General features: G+C 69.5%; 17 protein-coding genes. 9 read left to right on the top strand and 8 right to left on the bottom strand.

Features of this window, described 5'->3' with window-relative positions; translation table 11 throughout:
• Positions 1–79 precede the first annotated feature (79 nt).
• Together I004_RS33130 and I004_RS0109420 are read left to right on the top strand one after the other, a co-directional pair.
• The gene (locus tag I004_RS33130) at positions 80–745 is read left to right on the top strand and encodes a class I SAM-dependent methyltransferase (RefSeq protein ID WP_486579879.1); all 666 of its coding nucleotides are present in this window, start codon (positions 80–82) and stop codon (positions 743–745) included.
• Positions 746–1179: 434 nt separating this feature from the next.
• Entirely contained in the window at positions 1180–2553 is a 1374-nt protein-coding gene (locus I004_RS0109420; protein WP_028435274.1) for an ABC transporter substrate-binding protein, read from the top strand.
• 81 nt (positions 2554–2634) lie between these two features.
• On the opposite strand, the gene manD is transcribed toward I004_RS0109420, so the two are convergent.
• Both manD and I004_RS0109410 read right to left on the bottom strand, forming a co-directional pair.
• Positions 2635–3876 (bottom strand): D-mannonate dehydratase ManD, encoded by a 1242-nt coding sequence (gene manD / locus I004_RS0109415; RefSeq protein WP_028435273.1) that lies wholly within the window; start codon positions 3874–3876, stop codon positions 2635–2637.
• A gap of 37 nt (positions 3877–3913) precedes the next feature.
• Entirely contained in the window at positions 3914–5863 is a 1950-nt protein-coding gene (locus I004_RS0109410) for a cellulase family glycosylhydrolase (protein ID WP_028435272.1), read from the bottom strand.
• A gap of 189 nt (positions 5864–6052) precedes the next feature.
• Between I004_RS0109410 and I004_RS0109405 the strand changes: the two genes are divergently transcribed.
• The 4 genes from I004_RS0109405 (at position 6053) to I004_RS0109390 (ending at position 10313) form a co-directional block, all read left to right on the top strand.
• A complete protein-coding gene (locus tag I004_RS0109405) occupies positions 6053–7336 on the top strand; it encodes an extracellular solute-binding protein (protein WP_028435271.1) in 1284 nt (427 codons plus the stop codon).
• Positions 7337–7349: 13 nt separating this feature from the next.
• Positions 7350–8288, top strand: coding sequence for a carbohydrate ABC transporter permease (locus tag I004_RS0109400; protein ID WP_028435270.1), 939 nt, complete (start codon positions 7350–7352; stop codon positions 8286–8288).
• A gap of 163 nt (positions 8289–8451) precedes the next feature.
• The gene (locus I004_RS0109395) at positions 8452–9222 is read left to right on the top strand and encodes a carbohydrate ABC transporter permease (RefSeq protein WP_051344913.1); all 771 of its coding nucleotides are present in this window, start codon (positions 8452–8454) and stop codon (positions 9220–9222) included.
• A gap of 29 nt (positions 9223–9251) precedes the next feature.
• A complete protein-coding gene (locus tag I004_RS0109390) occupies positions 9252–10313 on the top strand; it encodes a LacI family DNA-binding transcriptional regulator (protein ID WP_028435268.1) in 1062 nt (353 codons plus the stop codon).
• Between the two features lie 57 nt (positions 10314–10370).
• Here the strand turns inward: I004_RS0109390 and I004_RS37490 are convergent, their stop codons facing one another.
• From I004_RS37490 to I004_RS0109365, 5 genes are all read right to left on the bottom strand, one after another.
• Entirely contained in the window at positions 10371–10946 is a 576-nt protein-coding gene (locus I004_RS37490) for a hypothetical protein (RefSeq protein ID WP_051344879.1), read from the bottom strand.
• A gap of 95 nt (positions 10947–11041) precedes the next feature.
• Complete coding sequence (locus tag I004_RS0109380; RefSeq protein WP_037975692.1) at positions 11042–11494, bottom strand: ATP-binding protein; 453 nt, start codon at positions 11492–11494, stop codon at positions 11042–11044.
• Between the two features lie 370 nt (positions 11495–11864).
• Positions 11865–12632 carry an enoyl-CoA hydratase-related protein gene (locus I004_RS0109375; protein WP_028435266.1) on the bottom strand — a complete coding sequence of 256 codons (768 nt, stop codon included), beginning with the start codon at positions 12630–12632 and terminating at the stop codon, positions 11865–11867.
• A gap of 98 nt (positions 12633–12730) precedes the next feature.
• On the bottom strand, positions 12731–14020 hold the full coding sequence (locus I004_RS0109370; RefSeq protein WP_028435265.1) for an Ig-like domain-containing protein: 1290 nt from the start codon (positions 14018–14020) through the stop codon (positions 12731–12733).
• Positions 14021–14211: 191 nt separating this feature from the next.
• Positions 14212–15396: an Ig-like domain-containing protein gene (locus I004_RS0109365; protein WP_051344911.1), complete on the bottom strand. Its 1185-nt coding sequence runs from the start codon at positions 15394–15396 to the stop codon at positions 14212–14214.
• Positions 15397–15806: 410 nt separating this feature from the next.
• Between I004_RS0109365 and I004_RS0109360 the strand changes: the two genes are divergently transcribed.
• The 3 genes from I004_RS0109360 (at position 15807) to I004_RS0109350 (ending at position 21448) form a co-directional block, all read left to right on the top strand.
• Positions 15807–17678: an ABC transporter ATP-binding protein gene (locus tag I004_RS0109360; protein ID WP_078510995.1), complete on the top strand. Its 1872-nt coding sequence runs from the start codon at positions 15807–15809 to the stop codon at positions 17676–17678.
• Positions 17675–19558 carry an ABC transporter ATP-binding protein gene (locus I004_RS0109355; RefSeq protein WP_028435262.1) on the top strand — a complete coding sequence of 628 codons (1884 nt, stop codon included), beginning with the start codon at positions 17675–17677 and terminating at the stop codon, positions 19556–19558. Before I004_RS0109360 ends, I004_RS0109355 begins: the two co-directional genes overlap by 4 nt.
• Before the next feature lie 273 nt (positions 19559–19831).
• The gene (locus I004_RS0109350) at positions 19832–21448 is read left to right on the top strand and encodes a M4 family metallopeptidase (protein ID WP_028435261.1); all 1617 of its coding nucleotides are present in this window, start codon (positions 19832–19834) and stop codon (positions 21446–21448) included.
• A 117-nt stretch (positions 21449–21565) separates the two neighbouring features.
• On the opposite strand, the gene glgP is transcribed toward I004_RS0109350, so the two are convergent.
• Positions 21566–24175 carry an alpha-glucan family phosphorylase gene (glgP, locus tag I004_RS0109345; RefSeq protein WP_028435260.1) on the bottom strand — a complete coding sequence of 870 codons (2610 nt, stop codon included), beginning with the start codon at positions 24173–24175 and terminating at the stop codon, positions 21566–21568.
• Positions 24176–24396: the final 221 nt, after the last annotated feature.

The following is a 24396-nucleotide window of genomic DNA, read 5'->3' as shown; positions in this document are numbered from 1 at the left end:
AGCCCCTCATGTCAGCCACCGAAGGCGCTGCTCACCTGGCCGGTCTCGAGCCCTTGACGTCCCCGAGAGGCAAAGAGCGTTGACGAGCGAGACCGGCACGATGCTGCGCGAGTTCCTGCGATCGCCCGCCGACATCGGCGCGGTGGCCCCCAGCTCCCCCAAACTCGCCGCGGCAGTGACCGCACCCGTACCCGAGCTCGGCGACCCGGTCGTGGTCGAACTGGGCCCCGGAACAGGGGTGGTCACCAGCATCATCGAGGAGCAGCTGAGCGGTCGCGGACGCCAGCTCGCCATCGAGGCGAATCCGCGGCTGGCCGACCAGCTGCGATGGCGCTGCCGCAAGGTGGAGGTGCTCCACGCCGACGCCTCCGCGCTGCCGCAGCTGCTCACCGAACGCGGCCTGGAGAAGGCTGACGTGGTCGTCAGCGGCCTTCCCTGGGCGTCCTTCTCCAACGACGTGCAGCGCGAGATCCTCTCCGCCGTGAGCCATGTGCTCGCGCCGGACGGAGCGTTCACCACGTTCGGCTATGTCCATGCCCTGCGGCTGTCCTCGGCTCTGCGCTTCAGGGAGCTGCTGCACGCCACCTTCGAAGAGGTGGTGCCGGGCCGCACGGTGTGGCGCAATCTGCCGCCGGCGCTCGTCTACCACGCGAGGCGTCCCAGGACGACCGCGTCCCACCGCGAGGCCGTTGTTCCGGCAAGCCGGACCCCGGACGGTGTCGCCGACACGACGACGGTGGGCTGAACCCGCGCACGGCGCGCGCCGGGGCACTTCCGGCCCCGGCTCCCGCCTCCGGTGGCGGAATCGCGAGGGCGTGACGGAAGACCTGTGAACGGTCTTCCGCCGCGCCCTTTTTCCTCAACTACCCGCGTAGCGGCGGGACTTGGACTAGGCCAGAGTCCTACCTGCGGAAGCGGAACGGGCGCTCCGAGAGGGGAAAACGGGCGCCCGGTGAAGGAGTGCCGCTCTCTTCCTGCTGGTCAGCAGAGTCGACTCCGTCCTCAACTCGGGCAGAAGCAGGCAGGATTGGCGACCATTCGGACTGTTTCCCGACCATCACGGGCATGTAGAACTCTCCGCATGATCGGCGTCTCGCTGCGTCCGGGTGCCTCGGAACTCCCGGGTGCCGTCGGACACCCCTCGCAGGGTCGCGCCAGGACCACGACGAGGAGAGCCCCGTGTTCAAGTCCCGGTTCACACCCGGATGCAGAGGAAGGACGGTAAGGATCGTCGCCGCGGCAGCCGTCACGGCGAGCCTGCTCACGGCATGCAGCTCGCAGGACCAGGAGCGGCCGGAGAAGAAGTCCTTAGAAGTCCTGATGGTGGACAACCCGCAGATGCTGGAGCTGAAGAAGCTCACCGCCCAGCACTTCACGAAGAGGACGGGCATCGACGTCCACTTCACCACGCTGCCGGAGAACGAGGTCCGCAAGGAGGTCCACTCCGACTTCGCCCTCCGGTCCGGCCGCTACGACGTCGCGACCATCAGCAATTTCGAGACGCGTGACTTCGCACGCCGCGGCTGGCTCAGACCCCTGGACTCCTTCATCACCAAGGACCGTTCCTTCGGCCAGAGCGACATCATGCTGCCCATACAGCTCTCCCTGAGCGGATCGGACGGCAAGGTCTACGCGGAGCCCTTCTACGGGGAGTCCTCGTTCCTGATGTACCGCAAGGACGTCTTCCGCACGCTCGGGCTGGAGATGCCCGAGAAGCCCACCTGGAGCCAGATCGCCGCGCTGGCCGAGCGTGCCGACCGCCCTGAGAAGGGCATGAGCGGCATCTGCCTGCGCGGCCTGCCGGGCTGGGGCGAGATGACAGCTCCCCTGACGACGGTGGTGAACACCTTCGGCGGCACATGGTTCGACAGGGACTGGAACGCCAGGCTTACCGACCCCGGCTTCGCGGAAGCGGCGCGGTTCTACGTCGGCCTCGTACGCCAACACGGCCAGGAGAACCCCACGAAGTCCGGCTACGCCGGCTGCCTGCGCAACATGAAGCACGGCAAGTCCGCAATGTGGTACGACGCGACGGCCGGCGCCGGCCCGCTGGAGGCCGACGGATCACCCGTCAAGGGCAAGATCGGCTACGCGCCCGCGCCGACCGAGGAGACCGGGTCCTCGGGATGGCTCTACACCTGGGCGTGGGGCATGCAGAAGTCCACCGAACAGCCCCGTTCGGCATGGGAGTTCATGTCCTGGGCGTCGAGCAAGGAGTACGAGAGCCTCGTCGGCCGCGAGATCGGCTGGGAGAACGTGCCCGCCGGTAAGCGCGAGTCGACGTTCGACCGCCCTCAGTACAAGAGGGCCGCGGCCGGCTTCGGCGACGCGACCGAGAAGGCGATCCGCGAGGCCGATCCGCGCAGGCCGGGCGTGCAGAAGCGGCCCACCCTCGGTATCCAGTTCGTCGGTGTCCCGGAGTTCACCGGCCTCGGTGACCATGTCTCCCGGGAGTTGAGCGCCGCGATCGAGGGGAAGCAGTCCGTGACCGCGGCTCTGCGAAAGTCGCAGCGCGAGGCCCGCAAGGTCGGCGCCCGGTACGAGAAGCGCTGACCGGCCCGCGCCCTCCCCCGGCACCGGCCGCTTGCACCCGGCCCGTACGCCCGCCGCTCCACCGGCGGGCCGCCGCGCGGCTCACCAGTCGTGGACGGTCCCGTCGGTGAGCCGGTTCACGGGCAGATAGGCGGGCTCGTACGGGAAGCGGGCCGCCGCGTCCGTGTCGAGCTCGACGCCCAGCCCGGGGTTCTCGGACGGATGCAGCAGCCCCTCCTCGAAGGTGTACGAGGTGCGGAAGACCTCCAGGGTGTCGGCCGAGTGCCGCATGTACTCCTGGATGCCGAAGTTGTGCACGGCCAGGTCGACATGGAGCGCCGCGGCCATGCCCACCGGGGAGATGTCGGTCGGCCCGTGCATCCCGGAGCGGATACCGTAGACGGCGGCGAGGTCGAGCAGCTTCTTCATCGCGGTGACACCGCCGGTGTGGGTGATCGCGGAGCGCACGTAGTCGATCAGCCGCTCGCTGAGCAGAGTCGTGTAGTCGTGCACCGAGTTGAAGACCTCGCCGATCGCGAGCGGCGTGGTGGTGTGCTGCCGGATCAGCCGCAGGGCGGCCTGGTCCTCGCCAGGTGTCGCGTCCTCGAGCCAGAACAGGTCGTAGGGCTCAAGGGACTTGCCGAGCTTCGCCGCCTGGATGGGCGTCATCCTGTGGTGCCCGTCGTGCAGGAGCGGCAGCTCGGGCCCGAACTCCTCGCGTACCGCCTCGAAGACGCGCGGCACATGACGCAGATAGGCCCGCGTGTCCCAGGTCTCCTCCACCGGCAGGGACGGGCCGCCGGCGGTGCGGCGGGCCGGCTCGTAGTCGTAGCGGTCGCCCGACCCCGCGCCGGAGGCGGCCACACCGTAGACGGAGCCGAGGCCGGGGATGCCGGTCTGCACGCGGATGGCCCGGTAGCCGTCGTCGACGTGCGCGCGTACGGAGTCGAGGAGTTCGGGGATGTCCCGCCCCGAGGCGTGCCCGTAGGCGAGGGCGCCGCGGCGGCTCGCGCCGCCCAGCAGCTGGTACAGCGGCATGCCCGCCGCCTTCGCCTTGATGTCCCACAGGGCCGTGTCGACAGCGGCGATCGCGGCCATCGTGACCGGGCCGCGCCGCCAGTAGGCACCGCGGTAGAGGTACTGCCAGGTGTCTTCGATGTTGCGCGCGTCGCGGCCGATGAGCAGCGGCGCCACGTGGTCGCTCAGGTACGAGGCGACGGCCAGCTCACGGCCGTTGAGCGTGGCGTCGCCCAGACCGGTGATGCCGTCGGCCGTCACCAGCCGCAGGGTGACGAAGTTGCGCCCGGGGCTGGTGACAACTGTGTCGGCGGACTCGATCCTCATCCGGCGTGTTCCTCTCCTGATCACGTGCCTGTGGTGCTCACGGTGTCATCTCGGCGACGATCACGCCGTACGGGGGCAGCTCGACGGCGTCGATCCCGGCCCCGTCGAGGTCCTTCAGCGCCCCGCCGCCCGTGAGGACCGGCTCCGCCGTGAGCGGTTCGTCGTGCTGGCTGATGAACCACACGAAGCTCCGCCCGTCCTCGTGTTCCATCCGTCCGGTCATGACCCGCGGGTCGGCCACCGACACCTCCGGGGTGGCACCCGCCTCGGCGGCGAGCGCCGCGTACAGCCGCCAGGTCGGCTCCGGATTGACGCCCGGTGAGACGGCGGCCATGTGCTCGACGGGATAGGTGCACAGGACGAGTGCGCCCGTACCGGTGCGGCGGCGCAGCAGTGCGGGACGGCCGTGGGAGTCGGTCGCGAGGACCTCGGCGCCGTCCGGTTCGACGGGCAAGTATGAGCGCGAGTTCGCCGTGCCCGCGACGGGGAAGACCAGCTCCTCGCCTGCGTTGATACCGCCGAAGTCGCGTTGGAAGACCATGTGCAGCTCGTCGTCCTCGATGGGGTCGGCGACCCCGTAGCGCAGCTTCTTGCGCACTCCGAAGGTCTCGTCGAGCTTCGGCCACCACGTGCCGCGCTGGTTCATGTGCTCGCCGAGGAAGTACGAGGCGTAGACGGTGGCTCCGCCCTCCGCGAGCGCCCGCAGCCGGGACCAACCGGGCGCCGTGAGCTGCTTGGCCGAGGGCAGCAGGTACAGCGCGCAGTCGCCGGGAAGTCCGTCGGCCTCCCTCGCGACGCCGACGCCCAGGTCGGCCTCGCGGGCCGCGACGTATGCCTGGCGGGTGTTGGTGAGGACGCTGGTGCGGTCGTCCGGCTGGGTGAAGGGATACATCTTCTCCAGGAAGGAGGAGACGACGAGCGCGACCCGGGCGTCGGGGCGGCTCAGCCGGGCGGCGTCGGTGCGCCGCAGCACGTCGGTGAAGCGCTTGACCTCGCGCAGCTGCTCCTTGGGACGCCCCTCGCAGTCGGTGATGCCGAAGTGCATCTCGAACGGGTGGTGGCTGTAGGGCTCCTGGCTCTCCAGCGCGTCGTAGTCCGTGTTGTTCCAGGGCATCCAGCCAGTGGCCCCTGCGAGCAGGGTGCTGTGGAGGACCTGCCGGTAGTAGTGGGCCGCGTTCTCCTCGGAGACGAAGTCGGACGTCAGCCCGAACTCCTCCATGATCACGGGCTTTCCGCCGATGTCGAGCAGTTCGCAGACGAAGGCGGCGCCCAGGTGCTGGCGCACGACGTCGGTCTCCATGCGGTAGACGTGCGGGCCGTGGAAGTCGACGAGCTCCGCGAGGTCGCGGATGCGGAAGCCGTTGTCCGCGCCGGAGGTCTCCACGCCCCAGGCTCCGTCGCCGATGGAGACGGGCTGGGTGGCGCCGGCCGAACGGACCGCGCCGGTAAGGGTCTTGGCCCAGGCGGTGACCTCGTCGGAGTCGAGGGTGCCGATGCCGCGCGAGGGCCAGTCCGCGTAGATGGGAACCTCGTTGGTCAGCAGCCAGCCCGCGATGGCGGGGTGGTCCTTCCAGCGCGCGGTCGTCTCCCGCACGTACCACTCCTGCTGGGCGACGAAGGAGGCGTCACCGAAGACGTCGCGGCCGCCACGCCAGGCCGGGTCCCAGTTCTGCCCGGACATGTGCCCGACGAGGAATGTAGGGATGGTGTGCATGCCGAGCGCGGCGTGACGCTCCAGGAAGTCGTCGTAGCGCTCCAGCATCACCGGATCGAGGGTGTTCTCCTCGGGCATGAAGTCCGGCCAGTACAGGAAGCTGCGCGTGATCGTGATGCCGTGGTCGCGCATGGTGCGCAGCTCCTCGTCGACCACTGCGGCGTCGTAGTTCCGCCACATGAGCGGACCGCCGGTGCGGGACCAGTAGTTGACGCCGACCCACAGCAGCGGGTCGCCCTCGGGGGTGGCGAGTTTCGCGGAGTTGCGCTGCATGCCCTGCCCTTCCTCGTACTGTCGCGGCCCTGCGCGGCCGTCTCCCAAGACCCTCCCCGGTATATCGTTTAACTTCTTCCATGTCGACCCATTGTTATGCCTTCTTGGTCGCTGCTACGGTCCGCTGCCATCTCTCGTAGAACGTTTAACACGAGACGGACGGTTACCCGAACCAGAAGGGGAGAGCCGATGAGCATCCGGTGGGCGGCGTGCGCGGGCGCAGCCGTCATGGCACTGCTTTCAGGACTGCTGTCGGGCTGCGGAGGACCGCTCGACCCGAAGACGGACGACCCGAACACCCTCGTCGTCCACAGCAGATTCGCCCCCGGAACCTCCGGCGCGGCCGTCTACGCCGCCGCCATAAGGGAGTTCGAGCGCGAGAACCCGGGGACCGAGGTCAAGAACGTCTACAGCGCGGACGACATCTTCAACGTCTTCGAGACGGCGCGGCTGGCGGACAAGGAAGCCGACGTCATGCTCGTGAACCTCTACGACAAGTCCTTCTCCTGGACCGAACTCGGCGCCACGCTCCCCGTGAACAAGTACATGAAGGAGTGGCACCTGAAGGAGCGGGTCCAGCCCGGAGCGCTCAAGGCGTGGACGGACAGCAAGGGTCGGGTGCGTGGCTTCCCCTGGTCCGGCTTCACATGGCCCGTCCTGTTCAACTCGAAGCTGCTCGCCCGCGCCGGCATCGACGAGATGCCTCAGACGCTGCCCGCGCTGCGCTCGGCCGTGAAGGCGCTGCGCGCGAAGGGCATCACGCCCATGGCCATCGGCGGGAACGACTGGTCCGGACAGAAGCTGCTCATGCAGATCGTGCAGGGCTACATGGAACCGTCCGTCACCAGGCGGGTGTTCGCCGAGGCCGGCTTCTGCAAGGAACCGCAGGCCATGCGGGGGCTGAAGCTCTTCGCGCAACTCCGTGACACCGGGCTGTTCGGCAAGGGCGCCCAGGGCTTCACCGCCGACGAGATGAACGCCGAGTACTTCAGCGAGCGCGCCGCGATGATGTCCGCGCTGACCTCCACCATCGCCGCCGTGCCGAAGGGCGTCGCGGGCCGCACCGAGGTCGGGGGCTTCCCCATGCCGTCCGACGGCGAGTACGGCAAACCGTCCGTCTACACCGGCGCCACCTCGACCGGCATCTGGATCACCCCCAACGGACGGAAGAAGATCGGCATGGTCGAGAAGTTTGTGAAGTTCTTCTACCGCAAGGACTCCGTGCAGCGATTCGTCGACGACAGCGGGTACGCCATGGGTCTGCGCGGCCAGCGGGGTTCGGCCAAGTTCCCGCTCGTCACCAAGTCCACGCGGGTCTCCTTCAGCGACGACGTGGAGCGCGTGGTGATGCCCGACAGCCTGGTGCCGGCCGCGGCCTCCGCCCCGCTGAACCGAGCGACCTCCATCGCCTTCTCCCCCGGCGCGAGTCCGCAGAGGATCTGCCGCGCCCTCGATGTCGCGTACCGAAGCTGAGGGGTGACGAGTCATGACTGCAGCCACGATTCCCGGCGCCCCGGCCCCGGCACCCGCGTCCGCCCCGTCCTCCTCGCGCACCCGCCGGGCCGGGCGCTCCCCGCGCACCACCGTGATGGCCGTGCCCGCACTGCTCTGGTACGCGGTGTTCATGATCGGCCCGATCGGGGCGATCTTCGTCATCTCGATGCTGCGGTGGCCCGGCATGCTCGCCCGTGTCGGATTCGCCGGCCTGGACAACTACAGGGCGGTGCTCTCCGACAGCCTCTTCTGGTCCGCCGTGAACAACAGCGTCGTCCAACTCGCCGTCGCCGTACCGGTGATGATCGTCGGGGCGTTCATGCTCGGCTACCACATCTCGACGCGGCCACGCGGCTACCAGGTGCTGCGCGTCATCGTCTTCACCCCGGCCCTCATCTCGGCCTCCGCCAAGGCCATGATCTTCTACGGGCTCTTCGCTCCCCGGGGCATGATCAACCATGTGCTCTCCGGCGTGGGTCTCGACGGGCTCACGCACACCTGGCTCGCGGACACCTCGACCGCGTTCGGCTGCATCATCGCCATCGACGTATGGGCCGGCATCGGGTACACGGCGACGCTGTACGCCGCGCGCCTCTCGGCCGTACCGGAATCGGTGTACGAGGCCGCCGAGTTGGACGGCGCCGGACACTGGCGCCGCATGTGGGGGATCGCCTTCCCCATGGTCAAGGACTACGTCGGCGTGACCGTCATGCTCCAGTTCCTCTGGACGCTCTTCACCTCCGCCCAGAACGTGCTGCTGCTGACCCAGGGCGGGCCGGGGAACGCGTCGACGAACCTCTCCTTCCTCGTCTACCAGAAGGCGTTCCTCCAGTCCGACCTCGGCTACAGCCAGGCCGCCGGTGTGCTGCTCTTCGTCTTCGGGCTGATCGGCATGCTCGTCATCAGGAGGGTCTTCCGGCAGTCGTACTGAGCCCCTCCTGCCTCCGTTCAGCCTCCATCCCGACACCTCGATCTCAAACGGCCCCACGGGACTTGCCATGACTTCGACAGCCGCCCGCAGCTCCTCCGCCCAGGTACCGGCGCGCCGCACCGGCCGGACCGCCGCCCAACTGTGCGCCTGGCTCTATGCGTTGATGCTCCTGCTGCCGCTGTACTACCTGCTGGTCTCGTCGTTCAAGACGAATGCGCAGATCTTCGCCTCGCCGCTGAGCCCGCCCACTTCACTCTCCTTCGGGAAGTTCGCCTCGGCCGTCAGCGACGCGCGCCTGGACCTGGCGATCCTCAACTCCCTGATCGTCACGGTCTCTTCGCTGGCGGTCGTCCTGCTGCTCGCGCTGCCGGCCTCGTACGCGCTCGCACGCGCCGGAGGCAGGGCGGCGGCCGTCATCGAGCGTGCTTTCTCGCTCGGCTTCCTCATCCCGACCTTCGCGGCGCTGGTGCCCACATTCCTGCTCGCCGCGCAGCTGGACCTCTTCCACACCCGTACGTTCGTGATCCTCTTCCTGCCGGCGACGTCGCTGCCGCTCGCGGTCGTCCTGCTGACGCAGTTCATGCGAACCGTGCCGCAGGAGGTGGAGGAGGCGGCGCGGATGGACGGCGCGGGCAGCCTGACCATCCTCGTCCGCGTCTATCTGCCCATGGTGGTACCGGGGGTCGCCACGGTCGGGATCCTCAGTTTCCTGACGTACTGGAACGAGTACCTGTACTCGCTCGTCCTCATCGGCCCCGACCAGGCGCAGCGCACCATCCAGGTCGCCGTGCCCACGCTGCGCTCCCCGCTGGAGACGGATTTCGGCATTCTCGCTGCTGGTACGGTGGTGACCCTTCTGCCCGTCTACGTCGCCTACGCGTTCCTCCAGCGCCGCATGGAAGGCGCCATGATCGGCAGCGCGGTCAAGATCTGATGACAGGTCACGGGGTTCGAGGAGACGGGATGGCCGGTACGGCCCGGGGGAGGAAGAGCTCCGGAAAGGCGACCATCACGGATGTGGCCGCCGTCGCGGGGGTCTCCGTCGCAGCCGTCTCGAAAGTGATCAACGGCAAGGGCGGCATCTCCGAGCCCACGCGCCAGCGCGTGCTCGCCGCCGCCGACAAGCTCCAGTGGTCGCCGTCCGCCGCCGCCGTGGCGCTGCGCGGCGCCCGCACGCGAGCGCTGGGCATGGTCGTGGGCCGGGGGGCCGACCTGCTGACGGCCGACCCGCACTTCGCGCTGCTCATCTCCGGCGTCGAGAGCGAACTCGCCCCGCTGGACTACGGACTTCTGCTGCACATCGTGGGCGAGGAGCCCGAGGCGGAGGTGCGGGCGTACCGCAGGCTCGCCGAGGAGCGGCGCGTGGACGGGGTGATCCTCACCGAGAGCCGCATCGGGGACCCGCGCTTCGATCTGGTGCGCCGGCTCAGGTTGCCGGCGGTGCTGGTGGGGCGGCCCTGGCAGGAGGACCCGATCCCCCACGTGCAGGCGGCCGGGCAGGACGCGGGGCTGCGCGAGGCGATCGGGCACCTGGTGGAGCTGGGGCACCGGCGCATCGCCTACGTCTCGGGCCCCGAGGACAAGGTGCACACGACGTTCCGCCGTAAGGTCGTCGAGTCCTGCCTCTCCGAGCACGGGCTGCGCCCGAGCCACGTCGTCGTGGGCGAGTTCACCGCGCAGGACGCCACCGCCGCCGTGGGACGCATGGCGGAACCGGCCGACGAGAGGCCCACCGCGATCCTCTTCGGCAACGACACCATGGCCGTCGCCGGCATCAACGCCGCGCGCAGGCTGGGCCTCGACGTGCCGCGGGACCTGTCCGTGATCGGGTACGACGACCTCCCGCTCGGCGAGCTCGTCTATCCGCGGCTGACCACGGTCAACCAGGACATCGAGCAGCTCGGACGGGCGGCCGCAGGCGAGTTGCTGGGACTGCTGGAGGAGAGCGGTGCGGGCCCGGTGGCCGCGCCCAGGCCCCCGCGGCTGGTCGTCCGGGAGTCGACGGGACCGGTGCCGCCGTCCTGACGGGCCGCCCGCACGCACGGACCGGCCCGCCCGGCGGCGGCACCAAGTGAGGCCGCGTCACTTCCTGGGCGAGATCCTCGCGACAGCGCGGTCCTCGCCGATCGCCGTGAACTCGATGATGAGCCGGTTGATCTCGATCTTGCCCTTGGTCCTGCCCAGCTTGCCGCTGCAGGAGCCGTTCGTGCAGCTCGTGGAGGAGTTCTGGGCGCCCCGGGCCGACGTGGAGACCTGTCCGCCGCTGAAGAGCGCCTTCCACGTGACCACGTGGTCCTTGATGTCCTGGACGGTGAACGCGTCGACGCCGTAGGAGGACGGGGGACGGATCTGATCGCCCTTGGACAGTTCGACCTCGCAGTCACCGTCGGCGCAGGCCTTGGTGTCCGTGCCGTCTGCGGCCTTCGGCAGGGTGGAGGACGCGGAGGGCCCGGCACTGGAGGAAGGCTTGTCCTTCGTCTTCGGTGAGGGTGATGAACCGCCCTTGGCGTCCGGCGGCCTGCTCGGCGCCGCGTCGGCCCTGCCGTCGCCTCCGTCCGCACCCGTGCAGCCGGTGAGCCCTGTGAGCAGGGCGAATGTCAGCAGCGGTGCACAGAGCACCGCCTTCCCGTGGGGTCCACGACCCAGCACGCCGATCATGTTTCCCCCGTGATCGCCGGCGGGCGGCGGTCATGCCGCCCGGCTTCCTTGTCCGGCGCACGGTAGCACCGATCACGCCCGTTACTGACGAGCCGTCAGCCGGCGATCCGCATCTCGAACCAAGTGGTCTTACCGCGGGGCAGAAGGTCGACTCCCCATCGGTCGGAGAGCGTGTCGACGAGGAAGAGACCGCGGCCGCTGGTGTCGAGGTCCTGCACGGGCAGCAGACACGGCAGACCACGGGACGGGTCGCGCACCTCGACGCGGATCCAGCCGCGGCGGCGCATCATCCGCAGCCCGAAGACGAGAGCTCCGGTGTGGCGCACGGCGTTGCCGACGAGTTCGGAGACGAGCAGGACGGCGTCGTCGGTGAGGGGGCCCGGCAGCGACCAGTGCGACTCGAGGACGGTACGGGCGAGATCGCGGGCGCATCTGGCGGACTCGGGACGGTTGGGCAGGCGTACCTCATCGATCGTCGGGTCACCGACGAGATCAAGAGCAGCACCGGAGAGGCTGTCGCTCGTCGGTTCACCCGGGACTTCTGGCATCCGCTCGCTCACGTTCGCCACTTCTCCCTGTCCCGCCATGGCAACCATGATGGCGGGAGCAGGGCGGTTGTGGGGCCGTTCAACCAGATCCCGATTTCCGGAACAACTTCCTCCGCACGCTGGGCTGTTGGGCGCGCGTGGTGGACGAGCGAACAAGAACGGCCCCGACCTGGCATGACCTGCGGTAACCCGTCGGTCTCCGCTGGTCACGGAGGGAACAGTGCGGCGCACCGGTGGATTCGGTCTCGTTCCCCCACAAGGTGGGGCGCACAGGAGCCGCGCTGCGCGCCACCCCCAGCCACCCCACCCCGGTACGAGAGCTTCCGCGTGATGCCGGGTCAAGAAGCGGCACCCTCGGCCGCTCGCCCTCTCAGCCGAACTCGGCCTTCCCCGGGCCCTCCTCGACGAAGCTGCGCATGCCGGTCGTCCGGTCCTCCGTGGCGAACAGGCCCGCGAACCAGTTGCGTTCGACGGCGAGCCCCGAGTCGATGTCCGTCTCCAGGCCGACGTCGACGGACTCCTTCGCGGCACGCAGCGCGATCGCCGGACCCTTGGCAAGCTGCGCCGCCCAGGCCCGCGCCTGCTCGTAGACCTCCTCGTCCGGCACGACGCGGTCCACGAGCCCCATCTCCAGCGCCTCGGGCGCCTTGACCTGCCGGCCGGTGAAGATGAGGTCCTTGGCCTTCGCCGGGCCGACGAGCCGCGCCAGCCGCTGCGTCCCGCCCGCTCCCGGGATGAGCCCGAGCAGGATCTCCGGCTGTCCGAGCTTGGCGCGCTCCCCCGCGATGCGGATGTCCGCGCAGAGCGCCAACTCGCACCCCCCGCCGAGCGCGTAGCCGGTGACGGCCGCGACGACGGGCTTGGGGATGCGGGCGACCGCTGTGAAGGAGTCCTGCAGCGCCTTGGAGCGCTTCACCATGGCCGCATGGTCCATGGCCTGCATCTCCTTGATGTCCGCTCCCGCGGCGAAGACCTTCTCGCCGCCGTAGATCACGACGGCGCGCACGTCGTCGCGTGCGGTGGCCTCCTCGGCGAGTTCACGCAGCCGGTCCTGGGTGGCGACGTCCAGCGCGTTCATCGGGGGACGGTCGAGGCGCAGCGTGCCCACGCCTTCGGCGACTTCGAGATTCACAGTCATGGGGGAAGGTTAACGGCCGTTACGCGCGAGGCCGATGGTGCGCCCGTGCCCGGCCGCACCATCGGAATGCCCGGACCTGCTTGCCCGGGAAGCCGGACCTACTTCTGCGGGGCCTTCCACTCGTCCCAGTCCATGTTCCAGCCGTTGAGGCCGTTGTCCGGCTGGATGGTCTTGTCCTTGGAGTTCTTGATCTCCACGACGTCGCCGATCATCGACTCCTTGAAGAACCAGGCGCCCGGCGTGGACTTGTCGTCGCCGCCCTTCTTGTCGAAGAGCCCGACGCAGCCGTGGCTCGCGTTCACCGAGCCGAACTGCCCTTGTGTGAGCCAGTAGTTGCCGTGGATGAAGGTGCCGGAGGTGGACAGGCGCATCGCGTGCGGCACGTCCTTGATGTCGTACCCGCCGGCCTCCTCCTTGCGCCCGAAGCCCACAGTGCGGCCATCCATCCGCGTCACCTTGTGGCGCTCGCTGATCACCATGCGGCCGTTGTACGTGGGGTTCTCGGGGCTGCCGGAGCTGATGTCGATGGTCCTGAGCTTCTCGCCGTCCCGGGTCACCTTCATCTTCTTCGACTTGGCGTCGACGACGCTGACCTGGCTCCGGCCGATGGTGAAGTTCACGGACTTGTCCTGCTCGCCGTAGACACCGTCGTAGCCCTCGACGCCGTCGAGATCCAGGTCGAGTTCGACCTTCGTGCCGGCTTTCCAATATTCCTCGGGGCGGAAGTCCAGGCGGTTGTTCCCGAACCAGTGGCCCTCGACGTCGGCCTCGGGGTCCGCGGTGACGGAGATCGCCCTCTCGACGGCCTCCCGGTCCTTGATCGCGTGATTGAAGTTGATCGAGACCGGCATTCCGACGCCCACCTTGTCGCCGTCCTCAGGAGTGAAGCGGCCTATGAAGGTGCTGTCGGGGGTCAGCGTGGTGAACTTGGCCCGCTCGGTGGCCTTGCGGCCCTCGGAGTCCTTGGCGTGGGCCTCGACCGTGTACTTCGTCTTCGTCGTCAGGTGCTTCGCCGGGGCCCAGCTCTTGCCCCCCTTGGCGATCTTCCCCTCGACGGCCTTGCCGTGATCGTCCTTGACGTCCACCTTGACGAGTTCGCCCTTGGCCGCGGTGACCTTGAGGGCGTCCTGCGTTCCGACGCCGTCCGCGCCGTTCTTGGGTGATATCTCGACGACGGCTCGGGATTTCTGCGACTTCTCGCCGCCCGCTCCCTCGTCGACGACTCCCCCGCCGGCGCCACCGCAGGTCGTCAGCGTCAGCAGCAGCACCACCGCGAGCACGACCAGGCCCACGGCGGACCCGCCTATGACCTGCGTCCTGGTGTCCCCCCGTATCGCCTCCGGGCTGAACTTCGCCTTCACATCCCTGGCGACGGTCTTCAGATCCACAGCGGGCTACTCCCCTCGCACGGCTGCTTACACCATCGTGAGGGCCCCGAACGGAAAACACGACAGTGCAGGCGCTAGATAATCACACCGAGATGGAGAAGGAATCCCCGAAACTGTCACCGTTCCGTCGCGATTTCCCCCGGGCGATCCGGGGCGCCGGGCGGGCCGTCCGGCGGGTCCGCCACGGGACCTCAGGTCAGGGCCGATCCGGCCGTCCACTCGGACCAGGGCATGTTCCATCCGCTGAGGCCGTTGTCCGGCGCGACCATGCGCTCTCCGGAGTTCCTCACGGTGATCACGTCCCCGATCAGTGAGTTGCGGAAGAACGTGCCGGCCGGGCTGAGCGGGTCGCCACCCTTCTTGTCCCACAGCCCGATGCATCCGTGGCTGACGTTCTCCCTGCCGAACGTCCGCTTGGGCGCCCAGTAGTTGCCGTGCAGGAAGGTGCCGCTCTCCGTCAGGCGCATCGCGTGCGGCACGTCGTCGATGTCGTACTCGCCGCCGAAGCCGACGGTCCGCGCGTTCATGCGAGTCACCTCGAACTTCTCGCTGACGACCATGTCCCCCGTGTACGTGGGGTTCTTCACCGACCCCGTCGTGACGGGCACATGCCTGACGATCTCGCCGTTCTGCCGGACCGTCATCATGTGACTGCGGGCGTCCACCACGCTGTGCTGGTCCCGGCCGACCGTGAAGTGGACGCGCTTGCTCTGCACCCCGTACACGTCCGGAGCGCCGCGCACACCGCGCAGCCGCAGATCCAGAGTGACGCGCGTGCCCGGCCTCCAGTGCTCCTCGGGCCGGAAGTCCAGACGGGTACCGCCGAACCAGTGCGGCGCCACCTTCACCTGCGGGCTCGCGGACACGCGGATGCCGCGCTCGACGGCCTCGCGGTCGGTGATCGGGCGGTTGAACCTGATCGAGAGGATCATCCCGGTGCCCACCGTCTGCCGGTGCTCGGGTGTGAAGAAGCCGATGAAGCGCCGCGGCTGGGCCTTCGTGGTGAAGGTGGTGTGCCGCGCTGCCCGCCGCCCCTCGTCGTCCAGTGAGGAGACATCGACCCGGTACTTGCTGCCGAGTTCAAGTTCACGTGCGGACCCGGCGGGCCGCCAGGTGCGCCCGTCGGGCGAGATGCTGCCGGGGACCTCCTGCCCCGCGCCCCGGCTCCTGCGGGTGACCCTCACCTTCTCCAGCCGGCCCTCCGTCGCCGTCACCCGCAGCGGGCTGCCGGCCGTCACATTCCTGGCGCCGTCCCGAGGCGTCACCTCGATCAACTGCGCGGGAGTCTGCGGTTCGACCAACGCACCGCAGCCCGCCAGCAGCGCGCCCATCACGCACAGCACCGCCAGTGAGCACTTCAGCACGTTGTTCCTCATCAGCAGACCCTTCCAGCCCGAGTGTTCCGTCCGCCCCGCCCGATCCAATTCCGCACTCCCCGTGAAGCTCATCCGTACGGAGACCAACGACCCGCTGCCGGAGGGGATACGAGTCGGTCACGCACGGTGTCCGAGTTGTCCCGTAGAGGAAGCATCGCGGGCGGACCACCGACGTGCGAGCACCGACTCGGCGGGAAAAAAGCAGATGAAGGGTGCAACCATCCGGCCGTAGTCTCAGGCCGGTGACGACCGGGACGGGGACGACCAGCGGGACGACCGGCACCACGAACGGCAACGGCGCCGGAACGACGGCCGGCAGGGCGGACGGAGAGGCGACGCCCGTACGCAGCCGTTCGGCGGTGCGGTCACTGCTCCGGCTGTGGCCGTACGTACGGCCGGTGCGGGCGCGGATGTTCGGCGCCGCCTTTGTCGCCGTCCTCGCCTCGTGCACCGGTCTGGTGATCCCACTCGTGCTGAAGTGGATCGTCGACGGGCCGGTGGCCGAACGTGACACCGCTGGCGTGTGGACGGGCGGCGCACTGCTGCTGGGGATCGGGGTCCTCGAGGCCGGACTGTTCGCGCTGCGGCGGTGGCTGAGTGCCCGTCCGCTGGCGGGGGTCGAGGCGGCCATGCGAGCCGACATCTACGGGCATCTGCAGCGTCTGCCGGTCTCGTTCCACGACCGCTGGCCCAGCGGGCAGTTGCTCTCGCGTGCGACGACCGACCTCGAACTGCTGCGCAGGTTCCTCTCTTTTGGCGTGACGTTCCTGCTCGTCAACGCGGTGACGGTGATGGTCGGTTGCGTCATCCTGCTCTCGCAGCGGTGGACGCTGGGCCTCGTGGTCCTCGGCCCCTTCCTGCCGCTCGTCTGGATGTGCGCGGTGTTCGAGTACCGCTACTCGCGCGCCGCGCGCACGGCGCAGGACCAGATCGGGGACCTGACGACGCTCGTCGAGGAGGCGGTCCTCGGGATCCGTGTCATCAAGGGCTTCGGGCGACACCGCAGCCAGGCCCGCGCGTTCCGCGCACTCTCGGAACGGCTGCTCGGCACGGAGTTGGAGAAGGCGCGGCTGCTGGCTCGCATCTGGGCGGTGATCATGCTGCTGCCGGAGCTCGCCATCGGGGCGGCACTGGTGCTCGGCACGCTCGAAGTGGCCCAGGGCGAGCTCTCGGCCGGCACGCTCGTGGCGTTCCTGTCCACGGCGCTGGCACTGCGGTGGCCCGTGGAGTCGACCGGGTTCCTGCTCGCGCTGAGCAACGAGTCGGCGACCGCGACCGACCGGTTCTTCGAAGTCCTCGACGAACCGCAGCCGGCGGACCTCCTCAGGAAGACCGCCCCCGAGCCGGGCCCACCGGACGGCCCGACGCGGGCGGGCGGACTGCGTTTCAGCGGCGTCGTCTTCCGCTACCCCGATGCGCCCGAAGGTGCACCGCCCGTACTGGACGGGGTCGATCTGCACGTACGACCCGGCGAGACGATGGCCCTCGTCGGCGCGACGGGAAGCGGCAAGACGACCCTGACGGCACTCGTGCCACGTCTGCACGAGGTGACGGCCGGTCACATCACCCTGGACGGCGAGGACATCGGCACGCTTCGCCGCGCCGAACTGCGCTCACGGGTCGCCGTGGCCTTCGAGGAGCCGACGCTCTTCTCCGCGACCGTCGCGGAGAACGTACTGATGGGCGCGGACGACCCGGCCCACGCCGCGATGCCCCTGCCGCGGTCGCCATCCGGCGCCGAAGCCACCCCGGACGGTGCTCCCCGCGTTCGCGCACCCGAACGCGGCCTTCTGAAGCAGGGCGCCTCGCCGTCGGAGCCGGAACACGCCGCGCGCGAGGACCGTGCGGACGAGCGGGCCGGGCTGGACCGTGCGCTGCGCGTCGCGCAGGCGGACGGCTTCGTCGGGGCCCTGCCGCACGGTTCCGGAACCCAGGTCGGCGAACAGGGCCTGAGCCTGTCCGGCGGGCAGCGGCAACGTCTCGCCCTGGCGCGAGCCGTGGTCGGCCGCCCTTCCTTCCTCGTACTGGACGATCCGCTCTCCGCCCTGGATGTGCACACGGAGGCGGCCGTCGAGGCCGCCCTGCGCGAGGTGCTGGTCTCGACCACCGCACTCGTCGTCGCACACCGGCCCTCGACGGTGCTGCTGGCGGACCGCGTGGCACTGCTGTCGGGCGGACGAATCGCCGCCGTCGGCACGCATCACGCACTGCTCCGGAGCAGTGCGGAGTACCGCCGTCTGATGTCGGGCCAGAGCAACGAGCGTGAGGGGGAGCGGAGTTGACCAGCACCGCCGAGACCGCAGGCGCCACTCCGCCCGGCGCCGCGGAGGAGCCCGGGCCCGAACAGCCGCCCGCTGCCGACCCGTTCGACCGGGACGTCCTGCCCGCGCCGCCGCACGCCGCACGCACGCTGCTCGGCTCGCTGCTGCGCCCGCACAAGCCGCGCGTCGCCGCCGCGGCCCTGCTGCTGCTCCTCCAGCAGGCCGCGGTGCAGGCGGGCCCGCTCCTCGTGGCCTTCGCGATCGACCACGCTGTCCCGGCGCTGCGAGGCGAGGGCGGTGAGAGCGGTGGACAGGGGCTGCTCGTCGCCGTCGGCCTCGCCTACCTGTTCTGTGCGCTCGCCTCCGGCGGGCTCCAGTACGCGTTTATCGTCGCCGCCGCCCGCATCAACCAGCGCGTGCTGCTGGAGCTACGCGGGCGGATCTACCGGCACGCACAGGCACTCGACGTCGACTTCCACGACCGCTATACCTCCGGCCGTCTCATCTCCCGCTCCACGACGGACGTCGGCTCGCTGCGCGAACTGCTCGACGAAGGGCTGCAGGAACTGCTGGCCGTGATCGTCTCCGTCGTCTACATCGTCCTGACGCTCCTCTGGCTGGATCCCGGTCTCGGAGCCGCGGCGCTGGGCAGCTTCGTCCCGCTGGCACTGCTGGTGCAGAACTTCCGGCAGCGCTCCGCACGCGTCTACCGCGGCCGCTCCACGGCGATGGCGGCGGTGATCGTGAAGTTCACCGAGACCGTCGGCGGAATCCGGGCAGTGCAGACCTTCCGCCGCGAGCGCGCGAACGACGAGGAGTTCGCGCGGCTCAACGGACGTCATCTGAAGATGAACGGCGACTCCCTGCTGGAGATGGCGCGTTACGTCGTCACCTCGCGGCTCACCGCGAACACCGCCGTCGCGGCGATCGTGCTGTGGGGCGCCTACCGCGTGGCGGCCGGGGATCTCGCGCTCGGCGTGCTGGCCGCCGCCGCGCTCTATCTGCGCAGGCTGTACGAGCCGATCGACCACCTCGGAATGTTCCTCAACTCCTACCAGTCCGCGGCGGCTTCGCTGGAGAAGATCGCCGGTCTCCTCGCCCAGCGCCCGTCGGTGCCGGAGCCGGGCTCGCCGCGCGCACTTCCGCCGCGCGATGAGGGCCGTGCCGGACGCGAAGTCGTCTTCGACTCCGTCTCGTTCGGCTACCGCACGGGCGGCGAGGTGCTGCCGCCCTTCGGACTGACGCTGCACTCCGGACGGACGGTGGCGCTGGTGGGTGCCACCGGGGCGGGCAAGTCGACGCTCGTGAAGCTGCTGGCCCGCTTCTACGACCCCACGCGCGGCCGGGTGCTGCTCGACGGCGTGGACCTGCGCGACGTGGAGGGCGCCGAACTGCGGCGCAGCGTCGTGATGGTCACGCAGGAGGCGTTTCTCTTCTCCGGCACGGTCGCTGAGAACATCGCCATCGGCCGGCCGGACGCGACGCGTGCGGAGATAGAGAACGCTGCGAAGGCCCTGGGTGCGCACGACTTCATCACCGAGCTCCCTGAGGGCTACGACACGGACGTACGCAAGCGGGGTGGCCGGATCTCGGCGGGGCAGCGGCAACTCGTGGCCTTCGCGCGCGCCCTGCTCGCGGATCCGGCCGTGCTGATCCTGGACGAGGCGACCTCATCTCTGGACATTCCGGGCGAACGGGCCGTGCAGCAGGCGATGATGACGGTGCTTCGGGGACGTACGGCGGTGGTCATCGCCCACCGGCTCTCGACGGTCGAGATCGCGGACCGGGTGCTCGTGATGGAGGACGGCCGACTGGTGGAGGACGGCACTCCGGCCCAACTGATCGCCGGCGAGGGAAGATTCGCGGGTCTTCACAGTGCGTGGCGCGACAGCCTGGTCTAGACACCCGCACCCCACCGTGACCAGCGGTGAAGCCCAACCACACCTGTATCAGCGTCCGTTATCCGGTGAATCGATGGTCAACAACGAACAAAGTCTGGTCAACCTGTGAACGCTGTCTGCTGGAAGCGGTGACATCTGCACGTACTCGACAGTAGTGTGACCGGCGGTCGTGTTTTCGCACAGTGCACGACTCTTCGCATTCCAGTTCCAAGGTTCTGCCCGGGCAGCCGCAGATCGCAGCCGCCCGGCCCCCACGGCAGAAGGAGCCACCGAGTGAGAACCCTCAGCAAGAAGCAGCGGATATCCGCTCTTGCAGCCAGCGCCGCGCTCATCGTGGCGGGCATCACGGCCGGCACGGCGACGGCCGGCCCCGCGGACGACGCTTCCACCATGAAGACGGGCGCCAAGGCCGCCAGCCTGACGGCGGTCCAGAAGACCCAGCTCATCAAGAAGGCGGACTCCACCGCGGCCAAGGCTGCGGACGCGAAGTCCCTGGGCCTCGGCTCCGGCGAGAAGCTCCAGGTCAAGGACGTCATCAAGAACCAGGACGGCGCGACCCACGTCCGTTACGAGCGGACGCTCGACGGTATGCCCGTCCTCGGCGGCGACCTGGTCGTGCACAAGTCCAAGTCGGGCAAGCAGACCGGCGTCACCAAGGGCACGAAGGCCGACATCTCCGCCGTCTCGACGAAGGGGATCAGCTCCGCCGACAAGCCCGCCACGCCGAAGGCTGAGGGCAGCAAGGCGCCGCGAAAGGTCGTCTACGCGATGCACGGCAAGCCCGTCGTGGCCTGGGAGACCGTCAAGGGCGGCACCCAGAAGTCCGGCGCGCCGAGCCAGCTGCACGTCATCACCGACGCCAAGAGCGGCAAGAAGCTCTCCGAGTACCAGGCCATCCAGGAAGCGGACGGCACCGGCGCCAGCATGTACAGCGGTGAGGTCAAGCTCACCACCGGCGGCTCCGACGGCAAGTTCACGCTGAGCGACGAGAGCCGTGGCGGCAGCAAGACCACGAACCTCGAGAACGGCGAGAGCGGTGACGGCAAGGACTTCACCGACGAGGACAACAAGTGGGGCACCGGCAAGCCTGAAGACGCCCAGACCGCTGCCGTCGACGCCCACTACGGCGCCCAGCAGACGTGGGACTTCTACAAGGACGTCTTCAAGCGCGAAGGCATCGCCGGTGACGGCAAGGGTGCGCCCAGCCGCGTCCACTACGGCGACAACTACGTCAACGCCTTCTGGGACGACAGCTGCTTCTGCATGACCTACGGCGACGGTGAGGGCAACAAGGCCCCGCTCACCTCGCTCGACGTCGCGGCGCACGAGATGTCGCACGGCGTGACCTCCACGACCGCGGGTCTGGAGTACGCGGGTGAGTCCGGCGGTCTGAACGAGGCCACCTCGGACATCTTCGCCGCGGCCACCGAGTTCCACGCGCCGGAGAACAAGGAAGACGTCGCCGACTTCCACGTCGGCGAGGAGATCGACATCAATGGCGACGGCACTCCGCTGCGTTACATGGACAAGCCGAGCAAGGACGGCAACTCCCTCGACGAGTGGAGCGACAAGGCCGGCGACGTCGACGTGCACTACTCGTCCGGCATCGCGAACCACTGGTTCTTCCTGATGTCCATGGGCAGCGGCAAGTCCGAGAAGAACGGTGTCGAGTACGACTCCCCGACCTCCGACGGCTCCAAGATCGAGGGCATCGGCATCACCAAGGCCCAGGAGATCTGGTTCAAGGCCCTCACGGAGAACATGACCGCCAACACGGACTACAAGGCGGCCCGTGAGGCCACGGTCAAGGCCTCCAACGACCTCTTCGGTGCCGACAGCGCCGAGACCAAGGCGGTCGAGGCAGCCTGGACGGCCGTCGCGGTCAAGTGACCATGACGGGCTAGCCCGTAGGGCCCGGCTGCAGAGCCGGGCCTGAGGGCCCCTGGCACACCTGCGGGGCGGGTGCAGTGCGCTGAACGGCACACTGCACCCGCCCCGTCGTCGTGTTCAGGCGTCGCCGTCCTGCGGTGCGGCCGCCAGGCCCAGTTCGGCTTCCGAGGCCAGCAGCGGATGCGCGGGCAGCACCCGAACCGTGTAGCCGAAGGGGCCCGCGCTGCCGGGCGTGACCGTCCCCTCGTACGTCCACCGCCCCTGCAAGTCGGGGCCGCCGCTCGCCGAAGTGACGGGTTTGAGCGGCGCGTTCACCGCGTCACCGCCCGTGATGCTGTCCGTACCGTCGAGACGTCCGGCCACGGCCTGCACCTCGACGTCCTCGGGGGACAGCGTGCCGAGGGCGACCCGGGCGCGCAGCGTCAGGCAGCTGCCCAGGGTCAGGCCGTCGTCCGGTCCGTGCTCGCGTGCCGCGGGCTCGTGCCCGTCGTGCCGCTCGTGCTCGACAGGGCCGACGGCGACGGACGGCCACTGCTCCCGCACCCGCGCCTTCCAGGCGGCCAGTTCGCGTGCGGGCTCCGGAGCCAGCTCCCGCTGGGCGCGGGCAGCCGGTGCGTAGAGCCGCTGGACGTACTCGCGCACCATCCGCTCCGCCTGCACCTTCGGGCCGAGCCGCGCGAGGGTCCTGCGCACCATCTCGATCCAGCGGGCCGGTACGGCCTCACCCGCGGGCCCTGAGCCGCCGCTGCCGCCCCGGTCGTAGAAGCAGGGCGCGACGTGCTCCTCGATGAGCCCGTAGAGCGCTGCGGCCTCGATGCCGTCCCGGCGGTTCTCGTCGGCGGCTGCCTCACCGTCCGCGCTCGGCACGGCCCAGCCGAAGTCCGTGTCGAACCACTCCTCCCACCAGCCGTCCCGCACCGAGAGGTTGAGACAGCCATTGAGTGCGGCCTTCATCCCGCTGGTGCCGCACGCCTCGAGGGGCTTCAGCGGGTTGTTGAGCCATACGTCGCAGCCGGGGTAGAGCGCCTGGGCCATCTCCATCCCGTAGTCGGGGAGGAAGACGATGCGGTGACGCACCCGCGGATCGTCGGCGAAGCGCACCAGCTCCTGGATCAGCTCCTTGCCCCCGTCGTCCGCCGGGTGCGCCTTGCCCGCCACCACGATCTGCACGGGGCGTTCGGGGTCCAGCAGCAGCCTGGTGAGCCGCTCGCGATCGTGCAGCATGAGGGTGAGCCGCTTGTACGACGGCACTCGCCGCGCGAAGCCGATCGTCAGCACGTCAGGGTCGAACACCCCGTCCGTCCAGCCGAGTTCGGCGTCGGCGGCACCGCGCTCACGCCATGACGCACGCAGCCGTGCCCGTACGTCGTGCACGAGCTGTTCGCGCAGCCGGCGGCGCAGCGCCCACAGCTCGCCGTCCGGCAACGATGCGGCGTCGGCGGGCACCTCGGGCGAACGCCAGGTGGGCGCGTGCACGCCGTTGGTGACCGAGGTGATGGGCACCTCGGCCGGGTCGAACCCCGGCCACAGCCCGGCGAACATGGTGCGGCTGACCTCGCCGTGCAGGGTGCTCACGCCGTTCGCGCGCTGGGCCAGACGCAGGCCCATCACCGCCATGTTGAACAGCCCGGGGTCACCGCCGGGATAGCTCTCCGCGCCCAGCCGCAGCACGTCGTCCGCGGCGATGCCGTCCAGTTCGCCGTCCTCGCCGAAGTGGGCCGCGACCAGGCCGGCCTCGAAGCGGTCGATCCCGGCGGGGACGGGTGTGTGCGTGGTGAAGAGGTTGCCCGCCCGTACGGACTCCAGGGCCGCGTCGAACTCCAGTCCCTGCTCCCCCAGTTCGCGCATGCGCTCCAGACCGAGGAAACCGGCGTGGCCCTCGTTGGTGTGGAAGACCTCGGGTGCCGGGTGACCCGTGCGCCGGCAGTAGGCGCGCACGGCACGCACGCCGCCGATGCCGAGCAGCATCTCCTGGAGCAGCCGGTGCTCGCCCCCGCCGCCGTAGAGCCGGTCGGTGACCTCGCGTTCGGACGGTGCGTTCGCCCCGACCATGGAGTCGAGCAGCAGCAGCGGCACGCGTCCCACCCGGGCCTGCCACACGTGTGCGCGCAGCGACCGGCCGCCGGGCAGCCGCAGCTCGATGCGTACCGGGAGGCCGTCCTCCTCGCGCAGCAACCGCAGCGGCAGCTCCGCCGGGTCGAGCGCCGGATAGTGCTCCAGCTGACGGCCGTCGTGGGAGAGGCTCTGCCGGAAGTAGCCCTGGCGGTACAGGAGTCCCACGCCGATCAGCGGCACCCCCAGATCGCCCGCGGCCTTGAGATGGTCGCCCGCGAGGATGCCGAGGCCGCCGGAGTACTGCGGAAGCCCGCCGGTGATTCCGAACTCCGGCGAGAAGTAGGCGACGGCCCGCGGAAGATCACCGGAGGTGGCCTCCTGCTGGTACCAGCGCGGCTCGTTCAGGGCGTCGTGCAGATCACCGGCGGCGACGGCGAGCCTCCGCAGGAAGGCTCCGTCGGAGGAGAGCCGCGCGAGCCTGGAGGGCGTCAGAGAACAGAGCATGCGCAGCGGGTCGCCCCCCGCGAGCCGCCAGGCTTCCGGGTCCAGTTCGCTGAAGAAACGGCGGGTCGGGGGATGCCAGGACCAACGCAGATTGTGCGCGAGTTCGCTGAGGGGGCGGAGGGGTTCGGGGAGAACGGGATGAACGGAGAAACGACGAATGGCCTTCACCCCTCGACCGTAACGGGGCATACACACCCATCACGGCAATGATCCATTTCACGCGGGATGTCCACCCTGACGCAGCGCGCCCACCAGGCGGGAGGCACGCCGCACAGCCTCGGAGCCGCGCCGGGTGAGATGCCGTCAACGCACGTCCGGAGGGGCCGATTCGGCTCGGTCTCCGTCACATCCGTCACATCGTCCGGGCAATTCCGCTCGTCACAGGCCCG

The sequence above is a fragment of the Streptomyces sp. TAA486 genome (genome assembly GCF_000426165.1).
Note: the sequence above shows the minus strand (reverse complement) of the source record. Positions and strands in the feature narration are given on the sequence as shown.